This window comes from Planobispora longispora, from assembly GCF_016863135.1.
Taxonomy (GTDB): domain Bacteria; phylum Actinomycetota; class Actinomycetes; order Streptosporangiales; family Streptosporangiaceae; genus Planobispora; species Planobispora longispora.
The window spans coordinates 1-21,019 of record NZ_BOOH01000016.1; the positions used below are offsets into that span (position 1 = coordinate 1).

Here is a 21,019-nt window from a genome sequence, read left to right on the forward strand (position 1 = left end):
CTCGCCGCTCTGGCACACGCCGTCGCGGTTGGCCGCCGAAGCGGGCGAGGCGGTGGCGAGCACCGATCCACCGAGCGCCGTCGCGGCGACCGCCGCGGTGAAGATCTTGTTAAGCGTTCTCATGGTGTTCTCCTTCTATCTGTACGGCCTGGGTCTCGGATGGTCAGCGGAGCCGGTACTCCTCCCAGGTGCGGATGGTCACCTTCGGGCCGTCGTCCGGGCCGCGGCCGGCGAGCCCGTTCAGACCGAGGTAGTAGTCACCGACCTGGTGCTGGGCCTGGCTGGAGAGGTCGGTGTCGCTGATGGCGGCGGCGTGGATGTGCCATGGCCAGTCGCCCTGACGGGGGTTACGCGTCCATGCCGCGAAGCCGACGCTTCGCAACGCGCGGACGGCCGCGGCGCGGGTGGCGGGGTTCATCCCCTCGACCGAGATGTCGACGACGCCCCCGCCGTCATGGGTGCCTGCGGACGTGGGATCGCCGCCGGGGTTGTACGACCCCTGCAACAGCACGAGGTTCCGGCCGAGCAGCCGCTTCGCCTCGGCCAGCATGCTCCGCGTGCGGGTGTTGACGACGACGCCCCCGGTGGACACCCGGGCGCCCGGGGTGATGATGCGGGTGACCCTGAAGCGGCCGGCTCCGAGCTTGGTGAGCGATGCCTTGCCCGGCAGGCCGTTGGCGGCGGACCTGGTGTAGCCGAGCGACTTCTGGAACTTCGCGTAGGCGGTGACCGTCGTGCTGCCGAAGTAACCGTCGACCCACTTCGCGTCGAGCAGGCGCCGGTCACGCAGCGCCTGCTCGACGAGGAGCACGCTGGCCTCGGCGCCCGGGGTCAGCGTCTCGTCAGACCGCCGCGGGTCGATCTGGGCCGCCTTGACGGTGGCTTCCATGTTCACGGTCGGAAGGGCCCTCGCGTCGGACGCCTGTGCCGCCGACATCCCGGACGCTCCGGTCAGGCAAGCGACCAGAGCGGCCGCTGTGAGGCCAGTTGCGCATGAGGCCGGCTTCATCGTTTCTCCCGCTTTCGGATGCTGTGAGTGGTTCCTGCAGCGGGGTTCACGCTTCCGGGTTTGTTCATGCGTCCGCAAGAAAATCCTGTTGTCAGCCTGTTCAGCGGGCTTCCTTACAGGCGGACACGCCGTCTTACAGGTCGTCCGACGGCGAACGAGACGCACAGGCCACGACTACACGGGCGGCGTTCTGACAGGCGCGACCGTACAGGCGGCGTTCGCACAGGCCGCGACCGTACGGGTGGCGTTCTGACAGACCGGCATCACCGAGCCGGCCGCGTCCATGGCCGGCGCTTCCGCACCTTGGCTCTCCTGGTCCCCGGTCACCGCCGCAATGCTGCGAACCGGGCCGGAAACCGAGTTCCATCTGCTCAGAGCAGATCTGCCCCAGGCAGATCGTGTCGACGCCGGTCCGGATCGCCTCACATGATGGGCGTATGAGCGGAGAATCAAATATTCCACTGTTCAATGAGCGGGTGAGGCGCGAGCTCTACGACCAGCGTGTCCTCGTTCTCGACGGCCCTCTCGATGACGACAACGGGACACTTCTGGCCACGCAGCTCATGGCACTCGCCACGCAGGACGCGTCGACGGACATCGCATTGTGGATTCACTCGCCGGGCGGGTCGGTTCCCTCGATGCTCGCGATCCGCGACATCATTCGACTCATTCCCTGTGACGTGTCGACCCTCGTGCTGGGCATCGCTTACAGCGCCGGACAATTCCTGCTGTCATCGGGGGCCCGAGGGAAACGCCGCGCCCTGCCGCACGCACGTGTCCTGATGCACCAGGGCTCGGCGGGGATCGCCGGCACCGCAGTCGACATCGAACTGCAGGCCGGCGACCTCCGGCATACTCGCGACACGGTGCTCGGCCTCATCGCCGAGGACACGGGGCAGCCCGTCGAGCGCATATTCGAGGACTCCCTGCACGATCGCTGGTACACGGCACGAGAGGCACTGGACTACGGCTTCATAGATGCAATCGTGCAAAATTTCGACGAAATCGCGCCGCGCAACCGCCCGCGGCTCGGATTCGGCATCACCGAAGGAGCCGACCAGTGAGCACATATACGATTCCGAATGTCATCACTCAGAATTCCCGCGGCGAGCGGATCATGGATGTCTACTCGCACCTTCTCACCGAGCGGATCATCTATCTGGGCACCGCGATCGACGCGGGCGTCGCGAACGCGCTCATCGCGCAGCTGATTTTTCTGGAGTCGGACAACCCCGAGGCCGAAATACAGTTCTACATCAACTGTGAAGGCGGGGATCCGAGTGCGATGCTCGCGATATATGACACCATGCGCTACATCCGCCCGCGGGTTTCGACGACCTGCGTCGGACAGGCCGTCGCGGTGGGCGCCGTCCTTCTCGCCGCGGGTGCCGAAGGAAAGCGTGCCGCTCTCCCGCACGCACGAGTGATCCTGCATCAACCAGCTGCTCAGGGACGCGGAACGATCCCCGATCTCATCTTGCAAGCCGACGAGGTCGTGCGTGTCCGAGCAGACATCGAGCGCATCCTGTCACGGCACACCGGCCAGACGGTCGAGACTCTACGCGCCGACACCGATCACGATCGCGTGTTCACCGCGACCGCGGCCTTGGAGTACGGACTCCTCGATCAGATCATCGAGGAGCGTTCATAGGCCAGTGGATGATCCCCGCAAGCCGCGCTACGCGGCCAGAGCATACGCCGCCGAGCAGGTGGCGCCTCTCGACGCGCTGCTCTGAGCGGACCTCAAGCTCTCGGCGACGGCAAGGGTCAGATCGACCAGGGTCACATCCAGCGCGCCGGCGACCGCGGCGATCATTTCGCTCGACGGCTCCTTGACGCCCCGTTCCATCTCGGAGAGATACTGCGGCGAGACTCCGGCGCGCCGCGCCGTCTCGGTCAGCTTCTCGCCCCGCTCGTGACGAAGGTCTCTGAGACACTCACCGAGCGCGTGCCGCCACAGCGGCTCGCGAGCCGGAGACGACTTGGGGCCGGTCCGATCGATCGCTGGACGTAGCGGCGGGCGAGAAGAGGCCATGCTTCACTTTAGGTAGACGGCGCGTTCGAGTTCAGTCGGATCCGCGCAGAGCGGAATCGCCCACCGGCTGTCGTGGTGCGCCGCCTTGCCCGGTCAGATGAGAGCCTTTCGGATCACCTGCCGGGTGTACGGCGATCACGACCGTCGATGCATGATGGTCAGCAGAATGCCGACCGGTGTCGTAATCGCCATCAATGCCAGACAGAGCAACGCATCCACGCGGATGTTCATGTGGGGCAGGTAGGTCATGATGTACCACTGATCGAAGGCGGCGAGAAGCCAAGCCGCGGCTGGCAGCAACAGGTAGTAGGAGCGTCGCGTGCGGCGTAGCGCCAGGAAGAGACCCACGAAGATCAACCCGCCGAGGGTCAGGGAGACCAGGTACAGCGTCGCTGCGCTCATATGGTCGCTTCCGTTCTGTTAGATCAATCTGAAGCCACACCAGTGCAGGCTGTAGTCGGCTCCCCACGCAGGGATCGGGAAGCTTTGGGACGGTAGTCACAACGGTGCTTGTAAACCGCCAGTTCAGCCCATCCGGGCTCCCCCTTGCACCCGCCACCAGCAGGAAGAACACCTTCGCTGGCTGAGGTGACGCAAGGGCGCAACCGGCTGCGAGGTCCCCTTCGAGGAGGAAGCGGAGGGTACGCTCGCAAGATTGAGCGGGAACGAGTCATGCGGGGCGGATGTGTCTGCTCGTGATCGCCGGTTGGCGCGCGGAGCGTCCTGGCCGTTGACCCGGACGGATCTGGGTGAGGCTCTCGGGGAGGACTTCCAGCATGTGCGGGAGCTGGAGTTCTCGGGCGGGGTGCCGCAGGACTGGGTCCTGGCGGTCAGATGGCGTCCGGGGCGCGCGGGCGGCATGCATCCGCAGGTCTACGGAATCGCCCTGTCGGTTCATCCCGTCCGTTCAGCGGACCGAGCTGAGATCCGGGAGGCGCTGCGCAAGGACGTCCTGCCAGAGTTGCGCAGCTGGATCACTCAAGCGGTGACGGCTCCCGAGACATGGACGACCGCCTCCCACTGGTTGGGGTGGCAGTGGACGGAGCGCCGGGTGTTCGAGTCGGAAGAGACGTCATGAGAGCTCCGGCTGCGGGGAGCGGTCGAAGCCGTTGGCGGAGCGGCTGTGCGGGCAGCGTCGCGGACTTCGATGCGGCGGGTTGATCGGGTACGACGCAGACAAGTGGCGGTGATCTATCAGCACTCCACCCACGATCGACAGCCAGAGGTTGCCCGCAAGCTCGGCGACCTCGCCTGTGGGCACTCGGGAAGCGATCGATCCCGCAACGGGCACGGAAGCCGGACGAGGCCGAATGAAGACCAAAGTCCAGGTGAGGCTACCGTTCCTGACCTGGGCTTTTCATCTCCTGAGGGCGATGGGGTCTAGAAGATCCGAACTCCTGACACCCTGCTTGCAAACCGATTCGATCTTGGACCGTACGGACCGCGAGCTGGGCGGAGGACTCCCCGCGGGTGACCGTGACTGACCGCTTTTGACCGCCCATAACGGCCCTCTAATGACCCAACGATCGCAAGGCGCCCACTGCTGCCATAAGAGCCTCATCACTCTGTCGGTTAGAAGGACTCTGTGCCCTACGAACCCGATGATCTTCCCGGCGCCTGGTATCAACTTGGAGATCAAGGGCGACGGCGTGAAGCTTAGCGGCGTTGTCCCTGCTCGCGAAGCGCCACCTCCAGGCGTAATCCAAGTCCGATCAGCGCTGTGAACCACAGGCCCACGAGCCATGGCCACGACGGGAAGTCACCGTCGAAGAGCAGGATGCCGAAGGACAGAACCATGCCGCCGACCAATGCAGTAGAGCCCAGAGTGCGGACAAATACAACGTGGTCGTCGGGCTCGGGGCCAGGAATGTAGGGAGGCGGGGTCTCTGTAGGCTCAGTCACGCTGGAGAGAATCTCATGGTGGATCTAATGAACAAAACCACTCATCTGCCTTGACTTTTCCCCGCCCGGTCTTCCCATCCGTTTCTGTCGCAGTACGCGTCCGCCAGCTTCCGCCATCCCCGGACAGCCGGATGTCGAACCGGATCTCGTCATCGGGCCTTTCGGGCCACAGGGACGACCAGACCACGAGTTCCGGCTCCACCGCCCGGAGGACGCGCGGCTCGACTTCATCGGGGCGCAGGTCCAGCCACTGCCGTCCACCAGGTCGCCGCGGGTCGGTCAGACTCTCCCACACGATACGAGGGGGCGGCGGCTGCGTACGCTCTCGCGAACCCAGTTCGATCATTTCCGCAGTCTAGAAGGCGACCGTCACACGGTCGCCGTCCACCGGTTCGGAAGACTTGGACGCTCGGCCTGCTGATCTGCTTACGGCTCTACATATTCGTTCGAGCGATCATCTCGGAGCCGAGCATCCCCGCCGGAGGCAGAGCCTTCGTTCTTGAACCGCTCGATCAGTACAGCTGCGATGAGGGAAAGCGTTCCGATGACCCCGCACAGGGCTATGGCGATCCCCATCCCTGCCCAGCGGATCACTGCCGCTGTTGGTGCTGTCTCTCCGGGAACGTTCATCGCCATGTACATCATGCTGAGGGCCATAAAAAAGAAGCCACCGTAGGGGAGGAACCTGAAGCGATCCATGGCGATTGATCTTAGGAACCCCGGCGTGAGGGGCGATAGAGCTTCATAGGTGGTCAGCACAACGGCCGGCGCCGACCCGAAGGACGCCATAGGCGCCGCGTAGCGGTCGGGGCCGGTGGTCGGAGCGACCGTGCGGGTGGCGGCGCGACGCGCCGCCACCCTTGACCGTTGTGGATGACCAGCTCACCAAGCGGAACCCCTGCCGGATCAAGGGTGCTGGTCAGAAGAAGTCACCGGAGCGTCCGGTGCTCACGGTCGCCGAGGTCTACAAGATCGCCGACGCGATCGAACCGCGTTACCGGGCACTGGTACTCCTGGCGACCTTCGGCAGTCTGCGGTGGGGCGAGCTGGCCGGCCTCCAGCGCCGAGACCTCGACCTGGACGCCGGAACCGTGCGGGTGCAACGCCAGTTGATGCAGATCACCGGCAAGGGCCTCGTCTTCACCGAACCCAAGTCCGCGGCAGGCAGGCGAACGGTGGTGATCCCCGAACTGATCATCGAGGACCTGCGGGAGCACGTGAAGGACTTCACCCAGGACGGGGACAAGGGACTGATCTTCGCCGGCCCGGATGACGGTCCACTCCGCAACACCAACTTCAACCGCCGCGTCTGGACGCAGGCTCTCCAGGACACCGGCCTTCCGAAGATCCACTTTCACGACCTCCGGCACACCGGCAACACCCTCGCCGCGAGCGCCGGGGCGTCGATCCGGGAGCTGATGGAGCGCATGGGCCACTCCAGCACGCGCGCCGCGATGATCTATCAGCACTCGACGGACGAGCGGCAACGAGAGGTCGCCCGCAAGCTCGACGGCCTCGCCCGTGGGGCACTCGGGGAGCGATCGGGCACGCAACGGGCACGGGAGCCGGACGAGGCCGAATGAAGATCAAAACCCAGGTGAGGCGACCATGCCTGACCTGGGCTTCTTCATGTCGTGAGAGCGGTGGAGCCTAGGAGATTCGAACTCCTGACATCCTGCTTGCAAAGCAGGCGCTCTGCCAACTGAGCTAAGGCCCCGAGACCAAGCCGATGACCTGCGTGGACGGGCAGAACGGCTTGCTTCAGTCGTACACCGTAGCAACAGCTCGGGCGTTCCCGCCACTCGCGGTCGCTTCGCGTGTGCGGAATGCCGGGTGCGGTCAGCGGGTGGAGCCGATGATCGAGGACTCCGGGAGGTCGACGCCGAGGACCAGTCCGGGGAGGTCGGCGATGGATTCCACGATGTGGGTGGCGCCGCCCTTGATGAGGCGGTCCTTGCTGTGGACCCCGGTCATGATGCCGGCCACCACCGAGGCTCCGGCCCGGCGGCCGGCGAGCATGTCGCTCTCCGAGTCTCCGGCGACCGCGACCTGCCGGACGTCCTCGACGCCCAGACGCATCACCGCGGTGAGGATCATGTCGGGCATGGGACGGCCCCGGCCGGCGTCTTCCGGGGACAGGGCGAGGTCGATCTTGTCGGACCAGCTCAGGGCCGTCAGCACGCGGCCGAGGGTGGCCCGGCTGAAACCGGTGACCAGGCAGATCTTGACGTCGGCGCCGCGGAGCTTCTCCAGCGCCTCGATGGTCCCCGGCAGGGGGAGGAGGCCGGAGCGTTCGATCACACCCTCGTAGGAGCGCTCGAAGGTCAGGTTGGCCGCCTGGGCCTGCGCCTCGTTGTCGGGGAAGATACCGCGAAAGATGTCGATCTTGGGGCATCCCCGGGACCGGTGCACGTGCACCATGGCGCGTGCGTATGCCCCGGTCCCGGGCACGATTCCCTGCGTGGCGATCGCCTCGGCGAACGCCCGCTCGACCATGGCGACGTCACCGACGGTGGTGCCTGCCAGATCCAGACAGGCAAGTTTGATGGGTGTCATTCCCCCAACCTTGCTATGGATCATCAGAGCACCCGAATCGGTAGTCGCGCAGGTCAGTTCTCGCTGCCGGTCGCCTCAGTCCACAGGTCGAGCTCGGCGCGACCGGCCTGAACCTTGCGCCAGACCAGCAGCCCCCCAAGAGCGACAAGCGCCAGAACGAGCAGCTTCTTCACGGTGTGACCCCACTTCTTGACGGTCTCACCTGCCGGGGTGAGACAACGCCCGGTTCCAACGGTTCCTTGCAGCCTAGCAAGGGATCGGACGATGGCCCGGTATGCGAACAATCCGAGAGGAGGGAATCTGTGTTCCCCTCGTGATTTTCGTCACTGTCCCGCACGGCTCGCACCGACATGATCACGATCCGCCACGAGCCCGGCCACGGAGGCGCGTCACGCGAGGTCCTCTTCCGTACGGCGAGCGGTTCCCGTACGGCGATCATCCCGCCCGTCCCGTACGGCGATCATCCCGCCCGTCCCGTGCGGGACGCGACAGGGCGTTGCGCCCCCGCTCCAGGGCGAGCGCGACGAACTTCAGGTCGGCGTGCTCCCGCGCGGCCGCCAGGGACTCCTTCGCCGTGTCGTAGCAGTCGAGCGCCCTGTTCCAGTCGGCGTTCCCACCGCCCTCCTCGTCGAGGCGGTCGATCTCCTCGCCGAAGCGGGTGACGTCCTCCTCCAGTTCCTTCCTGAACTCCTCGAACCGGATCGCCGACTCCGCCGCGGCCTGCCCGGCCTCCCGCCTGCGCCGCAGCCTCCGCGAGACGACCTTCCGGAGGATCCACGCCGCGACGAGCCCGAGCATTCCGAGGAAGATCTTCCATCCGACGGGCATCCGGCTGGTCGAGCCCGACAGGTCGGCGCCCCTGGCGAACCTGGTGTCGGCGTCGGTCACGTCGGCGTCCTCGAAGGCGGCGCCGTGCAGCTCGGAGAAGTGGAGCTCGGCCCCGACCAGCGACGCCTCGCGGAAGATCGCATCGTAGAACTTCCCGTGGGACAGGTCGGCGCGGTCCAGCCGGGCCCGGGTGAAGTCCGCCCGGTCGGCCCTGACGCTGCCCAGCCCGGCATCGTGCAGGGTGGCGGCGGTGAGCAGGGCGTCCTGGAGGCCGGCGTTGGTGAGCTCCGCCCGGGAGAGGTCCGCCCCGCGGAGGTCCGCACCGCCGATGTCGGCGTTGGCGAGCCGCGCGCCGACCAGCCGGGCTCCCCGGAGGTCGGCCCCTCTGAGCTGCCGGAGGGCGGTTCCCCTGAGGGAGGCGTCGCGTAGGATCGCGCGGTCGAGCCGTACCGATCCCAGATCGACCCCGTCCGCCCGGACGCCGGTGAGGTTCGCGCAGCTCAGGTCGGCGGGGAGGTCCGTCACGGTGGTCAGGTCACGGCCCGACAGGTCCGGGCCGCTGCCGGGGTCGCATCCAGCCCCGGCCGGGCCCGAAGGAGTGATCGGCCCCGAAGGATCGGCAGGGCCCGGAGAAGCCTCCCGCACCGATGGGACGGCCGCCAGCGTCACCGCCGTCACCGTGGTGACCAGGAGCCGGGGGAGAACAGACATGCGTCACTCACTATCTCCCCCGAGTCCTCCCGGATTCTACCGGCGCCCGGCCGGCGCGATCATGGCTCCCCGACGAGGTCGGCGTAGCCGGGATTGTTGTCGATCCAGTACCTCACGAACGAGCAGCGGGGGATCACTCGCGCGCCCTCGGCCCGTGCCGCGTCGAGCGCCTCCCGGACGAGCTCGCCGCCTATCCCCCGGCCCTCGAACGCGCCGTTCACCTCCGTGTGGGTGTAGATGATCACTCCGTCCCTCCGGACGTACTCGATGTGGCCCACCCGGGCGCCGTCCAGCTCCGCCTCGAAGCGGTTCTTCCCCGGCACCTCCGTGACCTTGACGGTCATCCCGCTCCCCTTTCGATCCGGCCGCCCGGATCAGCGGCGTGCGCGCGCCGTTCATTCCCGGGCTGTCTCAGCCCTCTCGATGCCCCCGCAGCAGCTCGGCGAACAGGTTCTCCCACAGCGGCATCACCCGGTCGGGGGCGTACTCCCGCACGGTCCTCAGCGCCGCCGCGCCCATCCTCCGGCGCAGCTCCCGGTCGGCCATGAGCCGGCTGACGGCCGCGGCGAGCGCGTCGACGTCACCGGGCGGCACGAGCAGCCCGTCGACCCCGTCGGTCAGCACGTCGGCGGGGCCCGTCGGGCAGTCGAAGGCCACGACCGGCAGGGCGTGGGACATCGCCTCGATCATCACCATGGGCAGCCCCTCGAAGCGGGAGCTGAGCACGTACAGCGACGCGCCGGCCAGTTCCTCGCCCAGCCTGCTGCTGCGGCCGGGCAGCGTGATGACCCCGGCCATGCCGTGCTCGTCGATGAGCTCCCGCAGCTCGGTCCGTTTCTGGCCGGTGCCGTAGATGTCCAGCCGCCAACCCGGATGATCCCGTACGGCCCGCGCGAACGCGGGGACGAGCATGTCGAAGCCCTTCTGCGCGACCAGGCGGCCCGCGGCGACCGCACGCCGGTCGTCGTGGGTGGACAGGCGCTGGTCGATCGTGTTGAGCGCGTTGGGGATCCGCACGACCGGGGTGCCGGGCAGCAGCTCCTGGTAGTCCCGGCGGTCGGTGGAGGTCAGCACGACGACCGCGTCGAGCTTGCCGTAGTGGCGGGCGATCTGCCTGCGGACGGGATCGGGGTGGGTCGCCAGGTTCATGTGCTCCTGGGCGATCCGCACGACGGACGGCGGGGTACGGCGGGCGGAGATGAGGTTCAGCGCCGGGCGGGTGGTCACGAGGATGCCGTCGTCCAGGGTGGAGACGTAGCCGATGACGGCCTTCTCCACCCGTTCGGTGAAGTAGCCTGCGGCGAACTCCCCCCTCGGAACGATCCGTCCCCGGAGCGCCCTGCGGATCCGGCGGACGGCCGAGTCCGGCGGCGCCCCCTCCCGCTGGTCCACCAGGGCGGTGATCGTGACGCGCGGGTCGAGGGGGAAGCGCGGCCGGTCGCGGCGCCGTACCACGCTGACGATCTCGACCTCGTGCCCCGCCTCGGCCATCGCCCCGGCCTGGTTGATCACCGTGCGGATCGTGCCGCCCATGCCGTAGGCGTGCAGGAGCATGTAGCGGATCTTCATGACGCCGCCAGATATCCCCACGTCCCGCAGATGGGTTTCAGCACCTCGGGGATCTCGTCCGGTCCGGGGAGCTCCCGGCCCTGCTGCACGGTGCCCGACCGGATCTTGTCCTTCCAGTCGCCGAGGCCCTTGCTGATCACCGCCTGGTCACCGTACGAGATCATGCCGGGCTCCCACGGGATGTCCAGGAAGTCGCACACGCGGCGGGTCTCCGTCTCCGGGTCGGCGGTCAGGTCCTCGTAGCGGACGGTCAGCCCGGCAAGCGCCTCGCGGGCCCGCTGGACCGCCTTCATGTAGCGCAGGGCGTCCAGTGCGGCCTCCTCCGGCGTGCGCCTGTCCGGGCTGGCCTCGTGCCAGGACGTCGCGACGGAGGCCGGGTGGCGGAGCAGGAAGACGAAGCGGGCGTCGGGCCAGCAGGCGGCGATGCGGCGGAAGGCGAAGGCGTTGGCCGGGGTCTTGTCCACGATGAAGGACTTGCCGCTGCGGACCAGCTCCCGGTGGAGCACCCGGTCCCACAGGAGGTGTTCCAGGTCGGCCTGGTTGTGGCCGAGCGCCTCCATGGCCCTGCGCGACAGCGTGGTGCCGAAGCCCACGGTCAGCCGGCGCACGTGCAGCTCGTGGGGGGCGTGCAGGAGGGAGTGGGCGTTCATCATCGCCCGCAGGAGGGTGGAGCCGGACCTGACGGGCGAGAGGATGAAGATCGGCGCTCGCAGCAGCCGGTCGGCCTGCGGGTCCGCGGGCGGCCGGACGAGTTCCGCGCCCGCGGTGGCGGCGGGCGTCCGCGTTCCCTCTGGCGTCGCCCGCGCTTCTCCCGCCGGCGTCTTCGCCCGGATGACCCGGAATCCGGTGAACCTGACCAGAGCGTCGTTGACTGTCCGCTGCCAGTTCATGCCGTGGCACGCTACCCGGCTTTCCTGGCAGTTCACTGAAGGTTCATACCAGCCGACTCACAGGAAACGCCCATGTACGGCCCTGCCGAAGAAAGCATGAGAGCCGATGCCCGAAATATCGGAAAGGGAGGTCAGGAAACCCTGGGAACGCCCGGAACGCCCGGAACGCGCCTCGGGAGTTCACCGCGGGAAGCCGGGAGCGCGTCAAGCCGCGGGAAGCCGGGAGCGCGTCAGGCTGAGAGAAGCCGGGAGCGCGTCAGGAGTGCACCGTCTCCCGCGCGGGCTCAGGAGTGCGCAGCCCCCGCACCCCCGGGGAGAGTAGCGCGGCGAAGCAGGACAGCAGCACGATCGCGGCACAGCCGATCAGCGCGTTCTCCGGGCCGATCACGATCGCGAGCGGGCCCGCCACCAGGAGCCCGATCGGCCCGAACATCAGCGATCCCAGCGCGTCGTAGGAGCTCACCCGCGACAAAGCCTCGGCCGGTATCTCCCGCTGCATGGTGGTGCTCCACAGGATGCCGAAGATGTCGAAGCAGACGCCCAGCACGGCCGCCCCGGCGACGATCATCCACAGCGGCGCGTTCAGCCCGAGCAGCAGGTACGGCAGAGCCGACGGGATCAGGAAGAGCGTGGCGACCAGGATGGGGCGCCGGGGCCGGATCCGCAGCGCGACGAAGACACCGGCGATCATGCCGACCGCCTCGCCCGCCAGGATCGCCGTCCAGGCGCCCGCCCCGCCCAGATTCTCCTTGGCCACCAGGGGCCCGAGCACGCCGTGGGCGGCCTGCACGGCCATCACCAGCACGGAGAACTGGGCGACGATCACCCAGAGCCACTGCCGGGAGATGAACTCCCGCCAGCCCTCGCGCAGGTCGGCCAGGACCGAGTGGCGCCCCGGGGCGTTTCCCTTCCCCAGCGGGGAACCGCCGTCCTTCCCCGGTGGGGAGCCCTCCACCTGGGTGAGGCGCATCGCCGCCACGAGGACCGCCGCCACGGTGAACATGACTCCGCTGACGATCAGAGCCCAGCCGCCGCCGATCAGGACCACCGTGGCGCCGCCCGCGACGAGCCCCGTGATGCGCGAGAAGTTCTCCCCCAGCCGCAGCAGGGCGTTGGCGGTCTGCAGGCGGTCGGCCGGGACGACGTCGGGGATGATGCCGGTCAGCGTGGGATAGAGGACAGCCGTCGCGATGCCGGCGGCCGCCGCGGCCACCGCCAGGGCGGGCAGGGGGGTCCATCCGGTGAGCAGCATCACGGCCAGGCTGAAGAACGCCGCCGCGTTCAGCGCCTCACCGCCCATCATCACCCGGTTCCTGGGCATGCGGTCCGCGATCACCCCGCCGACGAGCATGAAGGCCACCGTGGGCAGCGCCTCGGCGGCGAGGACCACCGACAACGTCGTGGCCGTCGCCCCGGGCAGCCCGAGGACGCCGAAGGCCAGGGCCACGGGGGCGAAGGAGATGCCCAGCGTCGAGACGGTCCGGGCGGCCATCAGCAGGGTGAAGCTCCTGTCGCGGAACATGGCGAGGTCGCGGCGGTAGCTGTGCACCGGATGGCTCCTTCGAATGACTCGCGAAGAGGACTATCCTGCCGATTTCCCACCTGAATGTCGCGTCAATAAACCGTGGCGGGCAGCACGGAGCCGCAGGCCCGGCCGACCGGAAGCCCGTTCAACCGCAGGTCCGGTCAGCCGGAGGCCCGCAGGAAGAGCTCCCCCGTCGCGCGCAGGTGGTCGCGGAACTCGGGCGGCTGGACGACCTCGAACTCCGCGCCCAGCGCCCCGAGGACCAGGACCGGCCAGTCGAAGTCGTCGGCGCCGATCCGGAGCCGGCACGTCCGGCCGTCGGCCGCCTCGACCGTCCCGCCCGTGACGGCCACGACCTTCTCCACGTCGGCGACGTCCGCCCGCACGTCCACCACGACCTCGCGCTGCCGCGTCTGCGCGGCGATCCGGGAGCGGACGAACTCGGCCGCGTCGCCGCCGGGAATCTCCCGGGGCCGGAACCGTGCTCCGGTGACGGCCGGACCGTCCAGCCGGTCGACCCGGAAGGCCCGCCAGCCGTGCTGCTCGGCGTCCCAGGCGAGGAGGTACCAGCGGCGCCAGAGCGAGACGAGGCGGTGCGGATCGACCAGCCGGGTGGTCGGCGCGCCCTCCCGGTCGGTGTAGGAGAACCGCAGGCGCTCGTTGTCCCGGCAGGCCTGCGCGATCACCGTCAGCACCGCCGCGCCGACCTTCGGCCCGCTCCGGGGGAGCGGGCGGGAGGTGGCGGAGTGGAGCGCGTCGACGCGGCGGCGCAACCGGGGCGGCATGACCTGGACGATCTTCGCCAGCGCGTGCACCGACGTCTCCTCGATGCCCTCCACGGCGCCGTCGGCCGCCGCCCGCAGGCCGATCGCGATGGCCACCGCCTCCTCGTCGTCGAGCAGCAGCGGCGGCATGGCCGTACCGGAACGCAGCTGGTAGCCGCCCGCGACGCCGCGGCTGGCGGCGACCGGGTAGCCCAGCTCGCGCAGCCGGTCGATGTCACGGCGCAGGGTGCGCTCGCTCACCTCCAGCCGGGTGGCCAGTTCCGCCCCCGGCCAGTAACGGTGCGTCTGCAGAAGGGACAGCAGCTGCAAGGTCCGCGCGCTCGTGTTCGCCATGGATTCAGATTCGATCCTTTTCAGGCCAGAAAGTGACCGGAATCAAGCCTAGCGTTGTTCTCGCAGCCACCGTGAAGGAGGAAGACACATGAAGATCCTGGTCACCGGGGCGACGGGGTTCGTCGGCCGGAACGTGGTCACGCAGCTTCTCCAGGCGGGAGTGGAGGTCCGCGCGCTGACCCGGAACCCGGCGAAGGCGAACCTGCCCGAGACGGTGGAGGTCGTGCGAGGCGATCTGACCGACCTCTCGACGGTCGCCCCCGCGCTGGAGGGCGTCACCGCGATGTACCTCTTCCCCGTCGAGGAGACCGCGCGCGAGGTCGTCGCGCTGGCCGGGCAGGCCGGGGTACGGCGGATCGTGGACCTGTCGGCCGCGTCCGTCACCGCCGGCCTGCACACCAACCCGGTGGAGCAGGCCGTGGAGGAGTCGGGACTGCAGTGGACGCACGTGCGGCCCTGCGGGTTCATGGCCAACATGCTGCAGATCTGGGCGCCCTCCGTCCGCGCCGAGCGCGTCGTGCGCTACCCCTTCGCGGACGATCCGATGAACCTCATCCACGAGGCCGACATCGCCGCCGTCGCCGTCGCCGCCCTGCTGGAGGACGGCCACCACGGCGCGGCGTACACGCTCACCGGGCCGGCGCTGGTCACGGTGCGCGAGCAGGTCCGGGCCATCGGCGAGGCCCTGGGCGAGGAGGTCCGCTACGAGGAGGTCACCCGCGAGCGGGCCCGGGAGCTCATGAAGGCCCAGGGCGGCTTCGCCGCCGAGAGCGCCGACCTGATGCTGGGCTTCACCGACTACGGCGGCGAGGCGGCCTCGGGCGAGGACGGCTACTCCGACCAGGACTGGTCGGTGCTGATGCGGCCCTGGCCCGACGTGGAGAAGGTCACCGGCCGGCCCGCCCGCACCTACGCGGAATGGGCCCGCGACCACATCGAGGACTTCCGCTGACGACGCCCCGATCGCCGGGCCGGCCGGGGCGTCCGGCGATCTGCCGGTTCGTCGGACCGGAGGCGACGGCCCGCGCCAACACCAAGGTCGGTTGCGAGGCCTGACCGGAGCACCGATGAAAGGCCCCGTACGACATGCCGTGCGGGGCCTTCTCCACGGTCACGCCCGCGCGCGAGCCGACGGACAAAACAACTCCGCCGTCGGGGCGGGCGCAGAAAGATGATTCATCGAAAAAACACTTGGCATCCCGGCCGGGGCAATCTACTCTCTTTAATACAGGAACCGGACGACAGCGAGAAGGGCCGACCATGAACGCGTATGAAGCCGCCGCACTGCAGTGGTGCGGATCCGGCCTGCGCCGCGTTCCCGGTGCCGGCGGTCTCGCACCCCCCGAGGCGCCCGTGTGACCATCCTTGCACGGTAGCCGCCCCGGGGAAGACCACCCGACGGGCGGCTTCGTCGTTCCGGGGCGCAATCCGGGAACGTGCGGGATCGACACGGGTGCGCGCCACGGGCGGCGATCGGTCTCCGGGACCGGCGTATTCGAATTCGATCCCACCGCCCACGTGAATGCCTTTCCGCGCCCGCACGCGGAATAACCGGTCATTCCCCTACGACAATTCAACAGCGAAATGCGCGTGTTTTATCTCCGGGCTGATGGTGAAACGGCATCACGCCTGCCTTGCAAGCAGGAGTTCAGGGTTCGATTCCCTGTCTGTCCACGGGGCGCCCCGTACGGCGCCCGCGCCGCAGAGGCCGAACCGGTAAGGCGGCTGGCTTCCACCCAGCAGGACGGGGTTCGAGTCCCCGCTGCGGCTCTGCCCTGAAAGGAGAGGGCACGGGTCCGAGACTCGGCGGCGGGAGTGGCGACCCCCGCCCGGTCGACGTCCCACACGCGTCCGTACGGCCCACGCCACCCGGACCGGACGCGCGGTCACAGCTGGTCAGCACAGGAATCCGATGATCGATACGAATACGAATACGTGCGGTGCCGGATCGTCCAATCGGCAGGACACCCGACTCTGGATCGGGGAACGGAGGTTCGATCCCTTCTCCGGCAGCCACACGACCCGTGGGTGAAGTGTCAGCGGAAGCACACGACCGTGCCGAGGTCGCAGGGCGGGTTCGAGTCCCGCCGCCCACTCGCCGCTCTGGCCCAACCGGGAGAGGCGCCGCGTTCAGAGCGCGGAGGTTCCGGGTTCGAATCCCGGGAGCGGCACGACGGTCGGAAGACGTCCGAGGACGTCGGAGGACACCGAAGACGATGGAAGGCGTCCGGTCAGGTCGAGGAGCACCGTTGGAAGCGGTGTACGCGGCGGTGACGTCGCGGCCGGGTTCGAATCCCGGGCCTTCCGCGCATGGCTCGTTGGTCTAGGCAGGTCCAGGACACCTGGTTCTCACCCAGGAGGACATCGGTTCGAATCCGATACGAGCTACCGAGCACCGGGCGGTTCCGCCGGCCGGGTTCGACCCTCAGCCGAGCAGGCCGCTGATCGTGGTCATCACCGGGATGGAGACCAGGGTGGTGATGAGCACGGCGCGGCGGGCGAGCGGCTTCGCCGTGCCGTAGTGCACCGCGAAGACGTAGATGTTCTGCGCGGTGGGCAGGGCCGCCAGGAGCGTCGCCGCGAACAGGAGCTCGCCGTCGAGCCCGAGGGCGAAACGGCCGACGAGGTAGGCCACCGCCGGTTGCGCGAGGCACTTGAGGACGACGGCCAGGGCGACGTCACGGCCGTGGCCGTTCTCCTCGGCCTGCCGGGCGCCGCTCAGGCTCAGGCCGTACGCGATCAGCGCGACCGGCACCGCGGCCGCCGCCACCAGCTCGATCGGGCGTGTGAGCATCACCGGCAGCCTGACACCGGTGAGCGCGATCACCAGCCCGAGCAGCGTGGCGACGGTGAGCGGGTTGCGCAGCGGGCGGGCCAGGACCTTCCAGGCGGATGTCCCGCCCGAGGTGTCCCGGTCCAGGAGCAGGAACGCGATCGGGGCCATCACCAGGAGCTGGGACAGCAGGATCGGCGCGATGAGGGCGCCGTCGCCGAGCACGTAGATGCAGACGGGGATGCCGAGGTTGCCGGCGTTGACGTAGGAGGTGGAGAGCGCCCCGATGACCAGCTCCGACCGCCCCCGCCGCCAGATCGGGCCCGCCACGGCGAGGAACACCGCCTGGACGGACAGCACGCCGGCGACGTTCGTCACGAACACCGGCGAGAAGATCGACTTCAGGTCCGCGGTGGCGACCGTGGTGAACAGCAGGGCGGGCGTGGCGATGAGGAAGGCCAGCCGGGAGAGGACCAGCTCGTCCTGGGGGCGCAGCGCGCCGCCCACACCGGCCAGGTAGCCGAGAACCGCGACCGCCACCAGTACGGCGAAGGCCCCGACAACCTCCGACATCCCCAAGGACTCCGCTCGAATCCGACCGACCGCGACCTTCGACAGTCTGCCCCACCCGCCCGAACCGGCCGGCGCCGCCCCGGTCGGCAGGACCCGCGGCGGAGCCGGCGTGAGCTGTTCCGGCGGGCCGGGATCCGTGTGACGATGCAGTAATGGACGGTGGTGAGTACCGTGAGCGGGCGGAAGCGGCGCGGGCTCGGGCTCGGGCCGCGGAGGAACGGGCTGTCGTGGCCGCGAGCCGGGCCGATGCGCTGGAACGGGGCCACGCCTCTCCGGCCGGTGAGGCGGTTCACAGCGAAAAACCCGTGGGAGAGGCGACGCGAAACTGCGCCGCGGCCAGGGAGCAGGCGGGACGGGCTCATCTGCAGGCGGCGCGCGCCCACGAGCAGGTGGCGGCGCTCCAGGATCTCGTGGCTCGGATGAGTGACGTCGCGGCCGCGCGCCGGCGGGAGACCGAACAGCGCCGTACGGCCGCGACGGCGGATCGGCGGGAGGCGGCCTCGCCGTAGTGCGAGCCCGCGTTCCCGGCTATCCCCGGGAGTCCGCCCGCCGGCCCGCGAGCGCCCGCAGCACCTCTTTCTCCAGCGCGGGGGCGAGAGAGCGCATGAACGTCGCCGTGATGTGACCGTTGTCGGAGTAGACCAGCGTGTTGCCGATCACCGCCGGGCAGCGGTCGTCCGGACAGAAGGTGGCGTTGAAGTCGGCGACCGTCACGTTGGCGGGTATCGGCCCGGCTGTCGGCATGCGCTCGGCCAGGCTGCGGCTGCGAGGCGCGACGCAGGCGGCGGCGCCCTTGGTCTCCACGCACTCGGGCGGATCGAAGCCCATCCGCGGCGTGTCGCGGATGGCCAGGACGTCGATGCCCATGGCGTCGAGCTGACGCCACCGCTCCGGGTACCCGCGGGGCATGTTCTCGCCGCGTTCCCACTCGCTGGACTCGGTCGCGGTGGTGATCAGCAGGTCCGGGTCGAGTTTGGGGAGCTCGGCGAGCACGCCCTCCTGCCACTGATCGCACATGGGCTGGGGTTTGCCCTTGTAGAGCTGCACGGTCGTGGACAGGGTGCAGGCGCCCTTGGTGATGTTGACGATCTGCCAGCCGTTCTCCTCGCCGAGCACTTCGAGGGCGGGCAGCCAGTGGGCGGCGTGGGAGTTGCCGACCAGGGCGATCACCTTGTCCGGATTTTTCGATCCGTAGCGGCATATGAGGACTTCCGCTTCCTTGAGGTGCTGCGCGCACCCGTCCGCGTACGACCTGGGCCGGTCCTCGGCCGCCAGCTCCGGAGCGGGCGTGATCGCGCTGCCCTGCTGGGGCAGGAAGGTCACCAGCATGGACCCGACGAGCGCGGGCGCCAGCAGGAGCGGTCCCCAGCCGCCCGTCCGGTCCGTCAGCTCGGTCGTCACCGCGGCCAGTGCGAAGCTGGCGGCCAGGATCAGCAGGATGCCCTTCCAGCTCGCCGCGGTCCGGTCCGTGGCCGTGAGGTAGAAGACGAAGATCGGCCAGTGCCACAGGTAGAGCGCGTAGGAGATGCGGCCGACGTACAGCAGCGGGCGGAGCGTCAGCAGCCGGTCCGCGCCGCCGGCCGCGCCGGCCACGATGACCGCCGCGGCGGCCAGCGTCGGCCACAGCGCGACGTACCCCGGGAAGCTCGTCGAGACCTGCAGCACCAGCCCGCACGCGACCAGTGCCGCCAGCCCGAGCCAGCCGAGCACCACCCGCACGGGTTTCGGCACCTTCAGGAACGGCAGGGCCACGGCGAGCAGCCCGCCCAGCGCCAGCTCCCACAACCTCGCGCCGGTGTCGAAGTAGGCCCAGGCCTGATCGGTGGCCGTACGGAAGATCGAGTACGCCAGGGAGAGCACGAAGACCGCGGCCATCAGCCCCACGAAGACCTGGAGCTTCCGCCGGGCCATGAGCAGGAGCACCGGCCAGACCACGTAGAACTGGCCCTGGATCGCCAGCGACCAGAAGTGCTGCACCGGGCTCACCGCGTTGCCCGCGGACAGGTAGTCCACCGCCGAGAAGGCCAGCTGCCAGTTCTCGTAGTACAGGGCCGAGGCGACGACCTCGGCGACCGTGCCGTCCCAGCGCGTCTTCGGCAGGATCAGCACCATGCCGATCAGCACGCCGAGCAGCGTCAGCCCGGCGGCCGGCAGGAGCCTGAGCACCAGCCGCCTGGCGAAGGCCCAGAGCTTGACGTGCTCGTCACGCAGGAGCGAGCCGGTGATCAGGAAGCCGGTGAGCATCAGGAAGACGTCGACTCCGCCCGAGACCCGGCGCGGCCAGATGTGGTAGATCACCACCAGGAGTACGGCTACCGCACGTAACCCGTCGATTTCCAGCCTGCGCTCGGACCTGCCGGTCCGGGGGCGCTGGAGGGCGTGGCGGGCGACTGACATGACGCCACAGAATATGACTCTTTTAACTAACCGGACAAACTTCCGTCGGTTCAGAGACCATTTCGATAAGCGCCATTCTCACCGACCCCGCCGGCCTCGCCGAGGAGCACCCACGGGCCGCCAGTCACCCGGGAGATCGAAAAAGGCCACTTCCCGTTGTGGGAAATGGCCTCTGAACTGGGTGGGGCTACCAGGACTTGAACCTGGGACCTCTTCCTTATCAGGGAAGCGCTCTAACCGACTGAGCTATAGCCCCTCATCGTGCGAGAACGGTATCGCATCCGCGAGGCGGTGGCGAATCCGTTCGCTCGAACTGGGAAAAGCTTACCGCGTTCCGGCACCTGCTCGCGCCACGTCCCCGGGCCGGAATGGCCGGGGACGTGGCGGCGGGCGGGGTCACGGCGGTTACTCGGCCTCGCTGAAGGTGACCTCGATGCCGCCCACCAGGTCGGAGGCGACGTTGTAGATGACCGCGCCGATGGTCGACAGGGCCGTGATGAGCACCACGTTGACCGCGCCGATCAGGGCGGTGTAGCCGAGGATGCGGACCGGCTCGAACCAGGAGGCGATGTCGAAGGAGATCTCGGCTCCCTGGCCCTCGCCCTGGGTGAACTGGTTCACCGAGCTGATGATCGAGTCGAAGACGCCGAGGCCGCTCAGCACCATGTAGAGCACCGCGACGGCGACGAACAGCACCACGAAGCACACCAGCGACAGCACGAAGCTGAACTTCATGGCCGACCAGGGCTCGATCCGGCGCAGGACCAGATGGGCCTTGCGCGGCGTCCGCGACGCCGCGGCGTCCTGGGGCTTCTTGGGAGCCGTCTCCGAGGCGGGAGGAGCCGACAGGCCCATCGGCCCGGCCCCGTCGACGGACGGCTGCGGCGGGTACGGGGGCGGGGGAGAGGACACCGGACCGGGAGCCCAGGGCTTGGCGGCCTCGGTGGCCGCGGGGCGGATCCGGATCGTGGAGTCACTCGGCTGGTCGTCCTCGATGGCCTTCACCTTGGCCCTGCCCTTGAACTCGTCGGTCGCCGAGTCGTCGGTCGCCGGCGCGGGCGCGTTACCGTCGTCCGGTGACTCGACCACCTCGACGACATCCGCTTCAGTGGTCTTGTCCATCTTCTCCGTCA

General features: G+C 68.9%; 21 protein-coding genes and 9 tRNA genes. 13 read left to right on the plus strand and 17 right to left on the minus strand.

The annotated features are described in order from the left end of the window. Positions 1–163: 163 nt before the first annotated feature. Positions 164–889, minus strand: coding sequence for a peptidoglycan-binding domain-containing protein (locus Plo01_RS08475; RefSeq protein ID WP_239316030.1), 726 nt, complete (start codon positions 887–889; stop codon positions 164–166). Positions 890–1,446: 557 nt separating this feature from the next. On the opposite strand from Plo01_RS08475, the gene Plo01_RS08480 reads away from it, so the two are divergent. Further along, positions 1,447–2,073, plus strand: coding sequence for a ClpP family protease (locus Plo01_RS08480; RefSeq protein ID WP_203889970.1), 627 nt, complete (start codon positions 1,447–1,449; stop codon positions 2,071–2,073). Further along, entirely contained in the window at positions 2,070–2,660 is a 591-nt protein-coding gene (locus Plo01_RS08485) for a ClpP family protease (protein ID WP_203889971.1), read from the plus strand. Before Plo01_RS08480 ends, Plo01_RS08485 begins: the two co-directional genes overlap by 4 nt. Positions 2,661–2,687: 27 nt before the next feature. On the opposite strand, the gene Plo01_RS08490 is transcribed toward Plo01_RS08485, so the two are convergent. After that, positions 2,688–3,044 carry a helix-turn-helix domain-containing protein gene (locus Plo01_RS08490; protein WP_203889972.1) on the minus strand — a complete coding sequence of 119 codons (357 nt, stop codon included), beginning with the start codon at positions 3,042–3,044 and terminating at the stop codon, positions 2,688–2,690. A gap of 135 nt (positions 3,045–3,179) precedes the next feature. After that, positions 3,180–3,446, minus strand: a complete 267-nt coding sequence (locus Plo01_RS08495) for a hypothetical protein (RefSeq protein WP_203889973.1) — start codon at positions 3,444–3,446, stop codon at positions 3,180–3,182. Positions 3,447–3,774: 328 nt separating this feature from the next. On the opposite strand from Plo01_RS08495, the gene Plo01_RS08500 reads away from it, so the two are divergent. Then, positions 3,775–4,122 carry a hypothetical protein gene (locus Plo01_RS08500; protein ID WP_203889974.1) on the plus strand — a complete coding sequence of 116 codons (348 nt, stop codon included), beginning with the start codon at positions 3,775–3,777 and terminating at the stop codon, positions 4,120–4,122. Between the two features lie 1,250 nt (positions 4,123–5,372). On the opposite strand, the gene Plo01_RS08505 is transcribed toward Plo01_RS08500, so the two are convergent. Next, the gene (locus Plo01_RS08505; RefSeq protein WP_203889975.1) at positions 5,373–5,735 is read right to left on the minus strand and encodes a hypothetical protein; all 363 of its coding nucleotides are present in this window, start codon (positions 5,733–5,735) and stop codon (positions 5,373–5,375) included. An 80-nt stretch (positions 5,736–5,815) separates the two neighbouring features. Here Plo01_RS08505 and Plo01_RS08510 point away from each other — a divergent pair, with 80 nt between their 5' ends. Further along, positions 5,816–6,529, plus strand: coding sequence for a tyrosine-type recombinase/integrase (locus tag Plo01_RS08510; protein WP_203889976.1), 714 nt, complete (start codon positions 5,816–5,818; stop codon positions 6,527–6,529). A gap of 61 nt (positions 6,530–6,590) precedes the next feature. Here Plo01_RS08510 and Plo01_RS08515 read toward each other — a convergent pair. The 9 genes from Plo01_RS08515 to Plo01_RS08550 all read right to left on the minus strand — a co-directional run bounded on the left by Plo01_RS08515 (position 6,591) and on the right by Plo01_RS08550 (position 14,143). After that, positions 6,591–6,663 (minus strand) — tRNA-Ala (locus Plo01_RS08515). Between the two features lie 122 nt (positions 6,664–6,785). After that, complete coding sequence (locus Plo01_RS08520; protein ID WP_239316031.1) at positions 6,786–7,502, minus strand: HAD-IA family hydrolase; 717 nt, start codon at positions 7,500–7,502, stop codon at positions 6,786–6,788. A gap of 53 nt (positions 7,503–7,555) precedes the next feature. Continuing rightward, positions 7,556–7,675: a DLW-39 family protein gene (locus Plo01_RS40110; protein ID WP_239316032.1), complete on the minus strand. Its 120-nt coding sequence runs from the start codon at positions 7,673–7,675 to the stop codon at positions 7,556–7,558. Between the two features lie 262 nt (positions 7,676–7,937). Further along, complete coding sequence (locus Plo01_RS08525) at positions 7,938–9,041, minus strand: pentapeptide repeat-containing protein (protein WP_203889978.1); 1,104 nt, start codon at positions 9,039–9,041, stop codon at positions 7,938–7,940. Positions 9,042–9,100: 59 nt separating this feature from the next. Next, the gene (locus Plo01_RS08530; RefSeq protein WP_203889979.1) at positions 9,101–9,385 is read right to left on the minus strand and encodes a GNAT family N-acetyltransferase; all 285 of its coding nucleotides are present in this window, start codon (positions 9,383–9,385) and stop codon (positions 9,101–9,103) included. Between the two features lie 67 nt (positions 9,386–9,452). Then, complete coding sequence (locus Plo01_RS08535) at positions 9,453–10,610, minus strand: glycosyltransferase family 4 protein (protein WP_203889980.1); 1,158 nt, start codon at positions 10,608–10,610, stop codon at positions 9,453–9,455. Next, on the minus strand, positions 10,607–11,500 hold the full coding sequence (locus Plo01_RS08540; protein WP_203889981.1) for a sulfotransferase family protein: 894 nt from the start codon (positions 11,498–11,500) through the stop codon (positions 10,607–10,609). The genes Plo01_RS08535 and Plo01_RS08540 overlap by 4 nt, the downstream gene beginning before the upstream one ends. Before the next feature lie 256 nt (positions 11,501–11,756). Further along, positions 11,757–13,049 carry an MFS transporter gene (locus Plo01_RS08545; protein WP_203889982.1) on the minus strand — a complete coding sequence of 431 codons (1,293 nt, stop codon included), beginning with the start codon at positions 13,047–13,049 and terminating at the stop codon, positions 11,757–11,759. Positions 13,050–13,186: 137 nt separating this feature from the next. Then, the gene (locus Plo01_RS08550) at positions 13,187–14,143 is read right to left on the minus strand and encodes a helix-turn-helix transcriptional regulator (protein WP_203889983.1); all 957 of its coding nucleotides are present in this window, start codon (positions 14,141–14,143) and stop codon (positions 13,187–13,189) included. Between the two features lie 88 nt (positions 14,144–14,231). Between Plo01_RS08550 and Plo01_RS08555 the strand changes: the two genes are divergently transcribed. From Plo01_RS08555 to Plo01_RS08590, 8 genes are all read left to right on the plus strand, one after another. Further along, on the plus strand, positions 14,232–15,095 hold the full coding sequence (locus tag Plo01_RS08555; RefSeq protein ID WP_203889984.1) for an SDR family oxidoreductase: 864 nt from the start codon (positions 14,232–14,234) through the stop codon (positions 15,093–15,095). A 651-nt stretch (positions 15,096–15,746) separates the two neighbouring features. Beyond that, positions 15,747–15,817 (plus strand) — tRNA-Ala (locus tag Plo01_RS08560). Positions 15,818–15,841: 24 nt separating this feature from the next. Beyond that, a tRNA-Gly gene (locus Plo01_RS08565) sits at positions 15,842–15,913 on the plus strand. A gap of 171 nt (positions 15,914–16,084) precedes the next feature. Next, positions 16,085–16,159: transfer RNA gene (locus Plo01_RS08570), tRNA-Gln, on the plus strand. Positions 16,160–16,167: 8 nt separating this feature from the next. Then, positions 16,168–16,239, plus strand: a tRNA-Gly gene (locus Plo01_RS08575). 1 nt (position 16,240) lies between these two features. Further along, a tRNA-Leu gene (locus Plo01_RS08580) sits at positions 16,241–16,314 on the plus strand. A gap of 47 nt (positions 16,315–16,361) precedes the next feature. Further along, positions 16,362–16,450 (plus strand) — tRNA-Ser (locus Plo01_RS08585). 5 nt (positions 16,451–16,455) lie between these two features. Continuing rightward, positions 16,456–16,531, plus strand: a tRNA-Glu gene (locus Plo01_RS08590). A 37-nt stretch (positions 16,532–16,568) separates the two neighbouring features. Here the strand turns inward: Plo01_RS08590 and Plo01_RS08595 are convergent. Continuing rightward, positions 16,569–17,489 carry an AEC family transporter gene (locus Plo01_RS08595; protein ID WP_203889985.1) on the minus strand — a complete coding sequence of 307 codons (921 nt, stop codon included), beginning with the start codon at positions 17,487–17,489 and terminating at the stop codon, positions 16,569–16,571. A 305-nt stretch (positions 17,490–17,794) separates the two neighbouring features. Between Plo01_RS08595 and Plo01_RS08600 the strand changes: the two genes are divergently transcribed. After that, positions 17,795–17,998 carry a hypothetical protein gene (locus tag Plo01_RS08600; protein WP_203889986.1) on the plus strand — a complete coding sequence of 68 codons (204 nt, stop codon included), beginning with the start codon at positions 17,795–17,797 and terminating at the stop codon, positions 17,996–17,998. A gap of 19 nt (positions 17,999–18,017) precedes the next feature. Here Plo01_RS08600 and Plo01_RS08605 read toward each other — a convergent pair whose 3' ends face one another. The 3 genes from Plo01_RS08605 to Plo01_RS08615 form a co-directional block, all read right to left on the minus strand. Further along, positions 18,018–19,886 carry an acyltransferase family protein gene (locus tag Plo01_RS08605; RefSeq protein WP_203889987.1) on the minus strand — a complete coding sequence of 623 codons (1,869 nt, stop codon included), beginning with the start codon at positions 19,884–19,886 and terminating at the stop codon, positions 18,018–18,020. Positions 19,887–20,068: 182 nt separating this feature from the next. Continuing rightward, a tRNA-Ile gene (locus Plo01_RS08610) sits at positions 20,069–20,142 on the minus strand. A gap of 149 nt (positions 20,143–20,291) precedes the next feature. Next, positions 20,292–21,008 (minus strand): DUF3566 domain-containing protein, encoded by a 717-nt coding sequence (locus Plo01_RS08615; RefSeq protein WP_203889988.1) that lies wholly within the window; start codon positions 21,006–21,008, stop codon positions 20,292–20,294. Between the last annotated feature and the right edge of the window lie 11 nt (positions 21,009–21,019).

Excerpts from the sequence above, each read along its gene's own strand:
- Plo01_RS08615 (WP_203889988.1), bottom strand. The coding sequence starts at position 21,008 with ATGGACAAGACCACTGAAGCGGATGTCGTCGAGGTGGTCGAGTCACCG.
- Plo01_RS08525 (WP_203889978.1), bottom strand. The coding sequence starts at position 9,041 with ATGTCTGTTCTCCCCCGGCTCCTGGTCACCACGGTGACGGCGGTGACG.
- Plo01_RS08480 (WP_203889970.1), top strand. The coding sequence starts at position 1,447 with ATGAGCGGAGAATCAAATATTCCACTGTTCAATGAGCGGGTGAGGCGC.
- Plo01_RS08535 (WP_203889980.1), bottom strand. The coding sequence starts at position 10,610 with ATGAAGATCCGCTACATGCTCCTGCACGCCTACGGCATGGGCGGCACG.
- Plo01_RS08550 (WP_203889983.1), bottom strand. The coding sequence starts at position 14,143 with ATGGCGAACACGAGCGCGCGGACCTTGCAGCTGCTGTCCCTTCTGCAG.
- Plo01_RS08540 (WP_203889981.1), bottom strand. The coding sequence starts at position 11,500 with ATGAACTGGCAGCGGACAGTCAACGACGCTCTGGTCAGGTTCACCGGA.
- Plo01_RS08505 (WP_203889975.1), bottom strand. The coding sequence starts at position 5,735 with ATGGCGTCCTTCGGGTCGGCGCCGGCCGTTGTGCTGACCACCTATGAA.
- Plo01_RS08490 (WP_203889972.1), bottom strand. The coding sequence starts at position 3,044 with ATGGCCTCTTCTCGCCCGCCGCTACGTCCAGCGATCGATCGGACCGGC.
- Plo01_RS08520 (WP_239316031.1), bottom strand. The coding sequence starts at position 7,502 with ATGACACCCATCAAACTTGCCTGTCTGGATCTGGCAGGCACCACCGTC.
- Plo01_RS08605 (WP_203889987.1), bottom strand. The coding sequence starts at position 19,886 with ATGTCAGTCGCCCGCCACGCCCTCCAGCGCCCCCGGACCGGCAGGTCC.
- Plo01_RS08595 (WP_203889985.1), bottom strand. The coding sequence starts at position 17,489 with ATGTCGGAGGTTGTCGGGGCCTTCGCCGTACTGGTGGCGGTCGCGGTT.
- Plo01_RS08475 (WP_239316030.1), bottom strand. The coding sequence starts at position 889 with ATGGAAGCCACCGTCAAGGCGGCCCAGATCGACCCGCGGCGGTCTGAC.
- Plo01_RS08530 (WP_203889979.1), bottom strand. The coding sequence starts at position 9,385 with ATGACCGTCAAGGTCACGGAGGTGCCGGGGAAGAACCGCTTCGAGGCG.
- Plo01_RS08555 (WP_203889984.1), top strand. The coding sequence starts at position 14,232 with ATGAAGATCCTGGTCACCGGGGCGACGGGGTTCGTCGGCCGGAACGTG.
- Plo01_RS08495 (WP_203889973.1), bottom strand. The coding sequence starts at position 3,446 with ATGAGCGCAGCGACGCTGTACCTGGTCTCCCTGACCCTCGGCGGGTTG.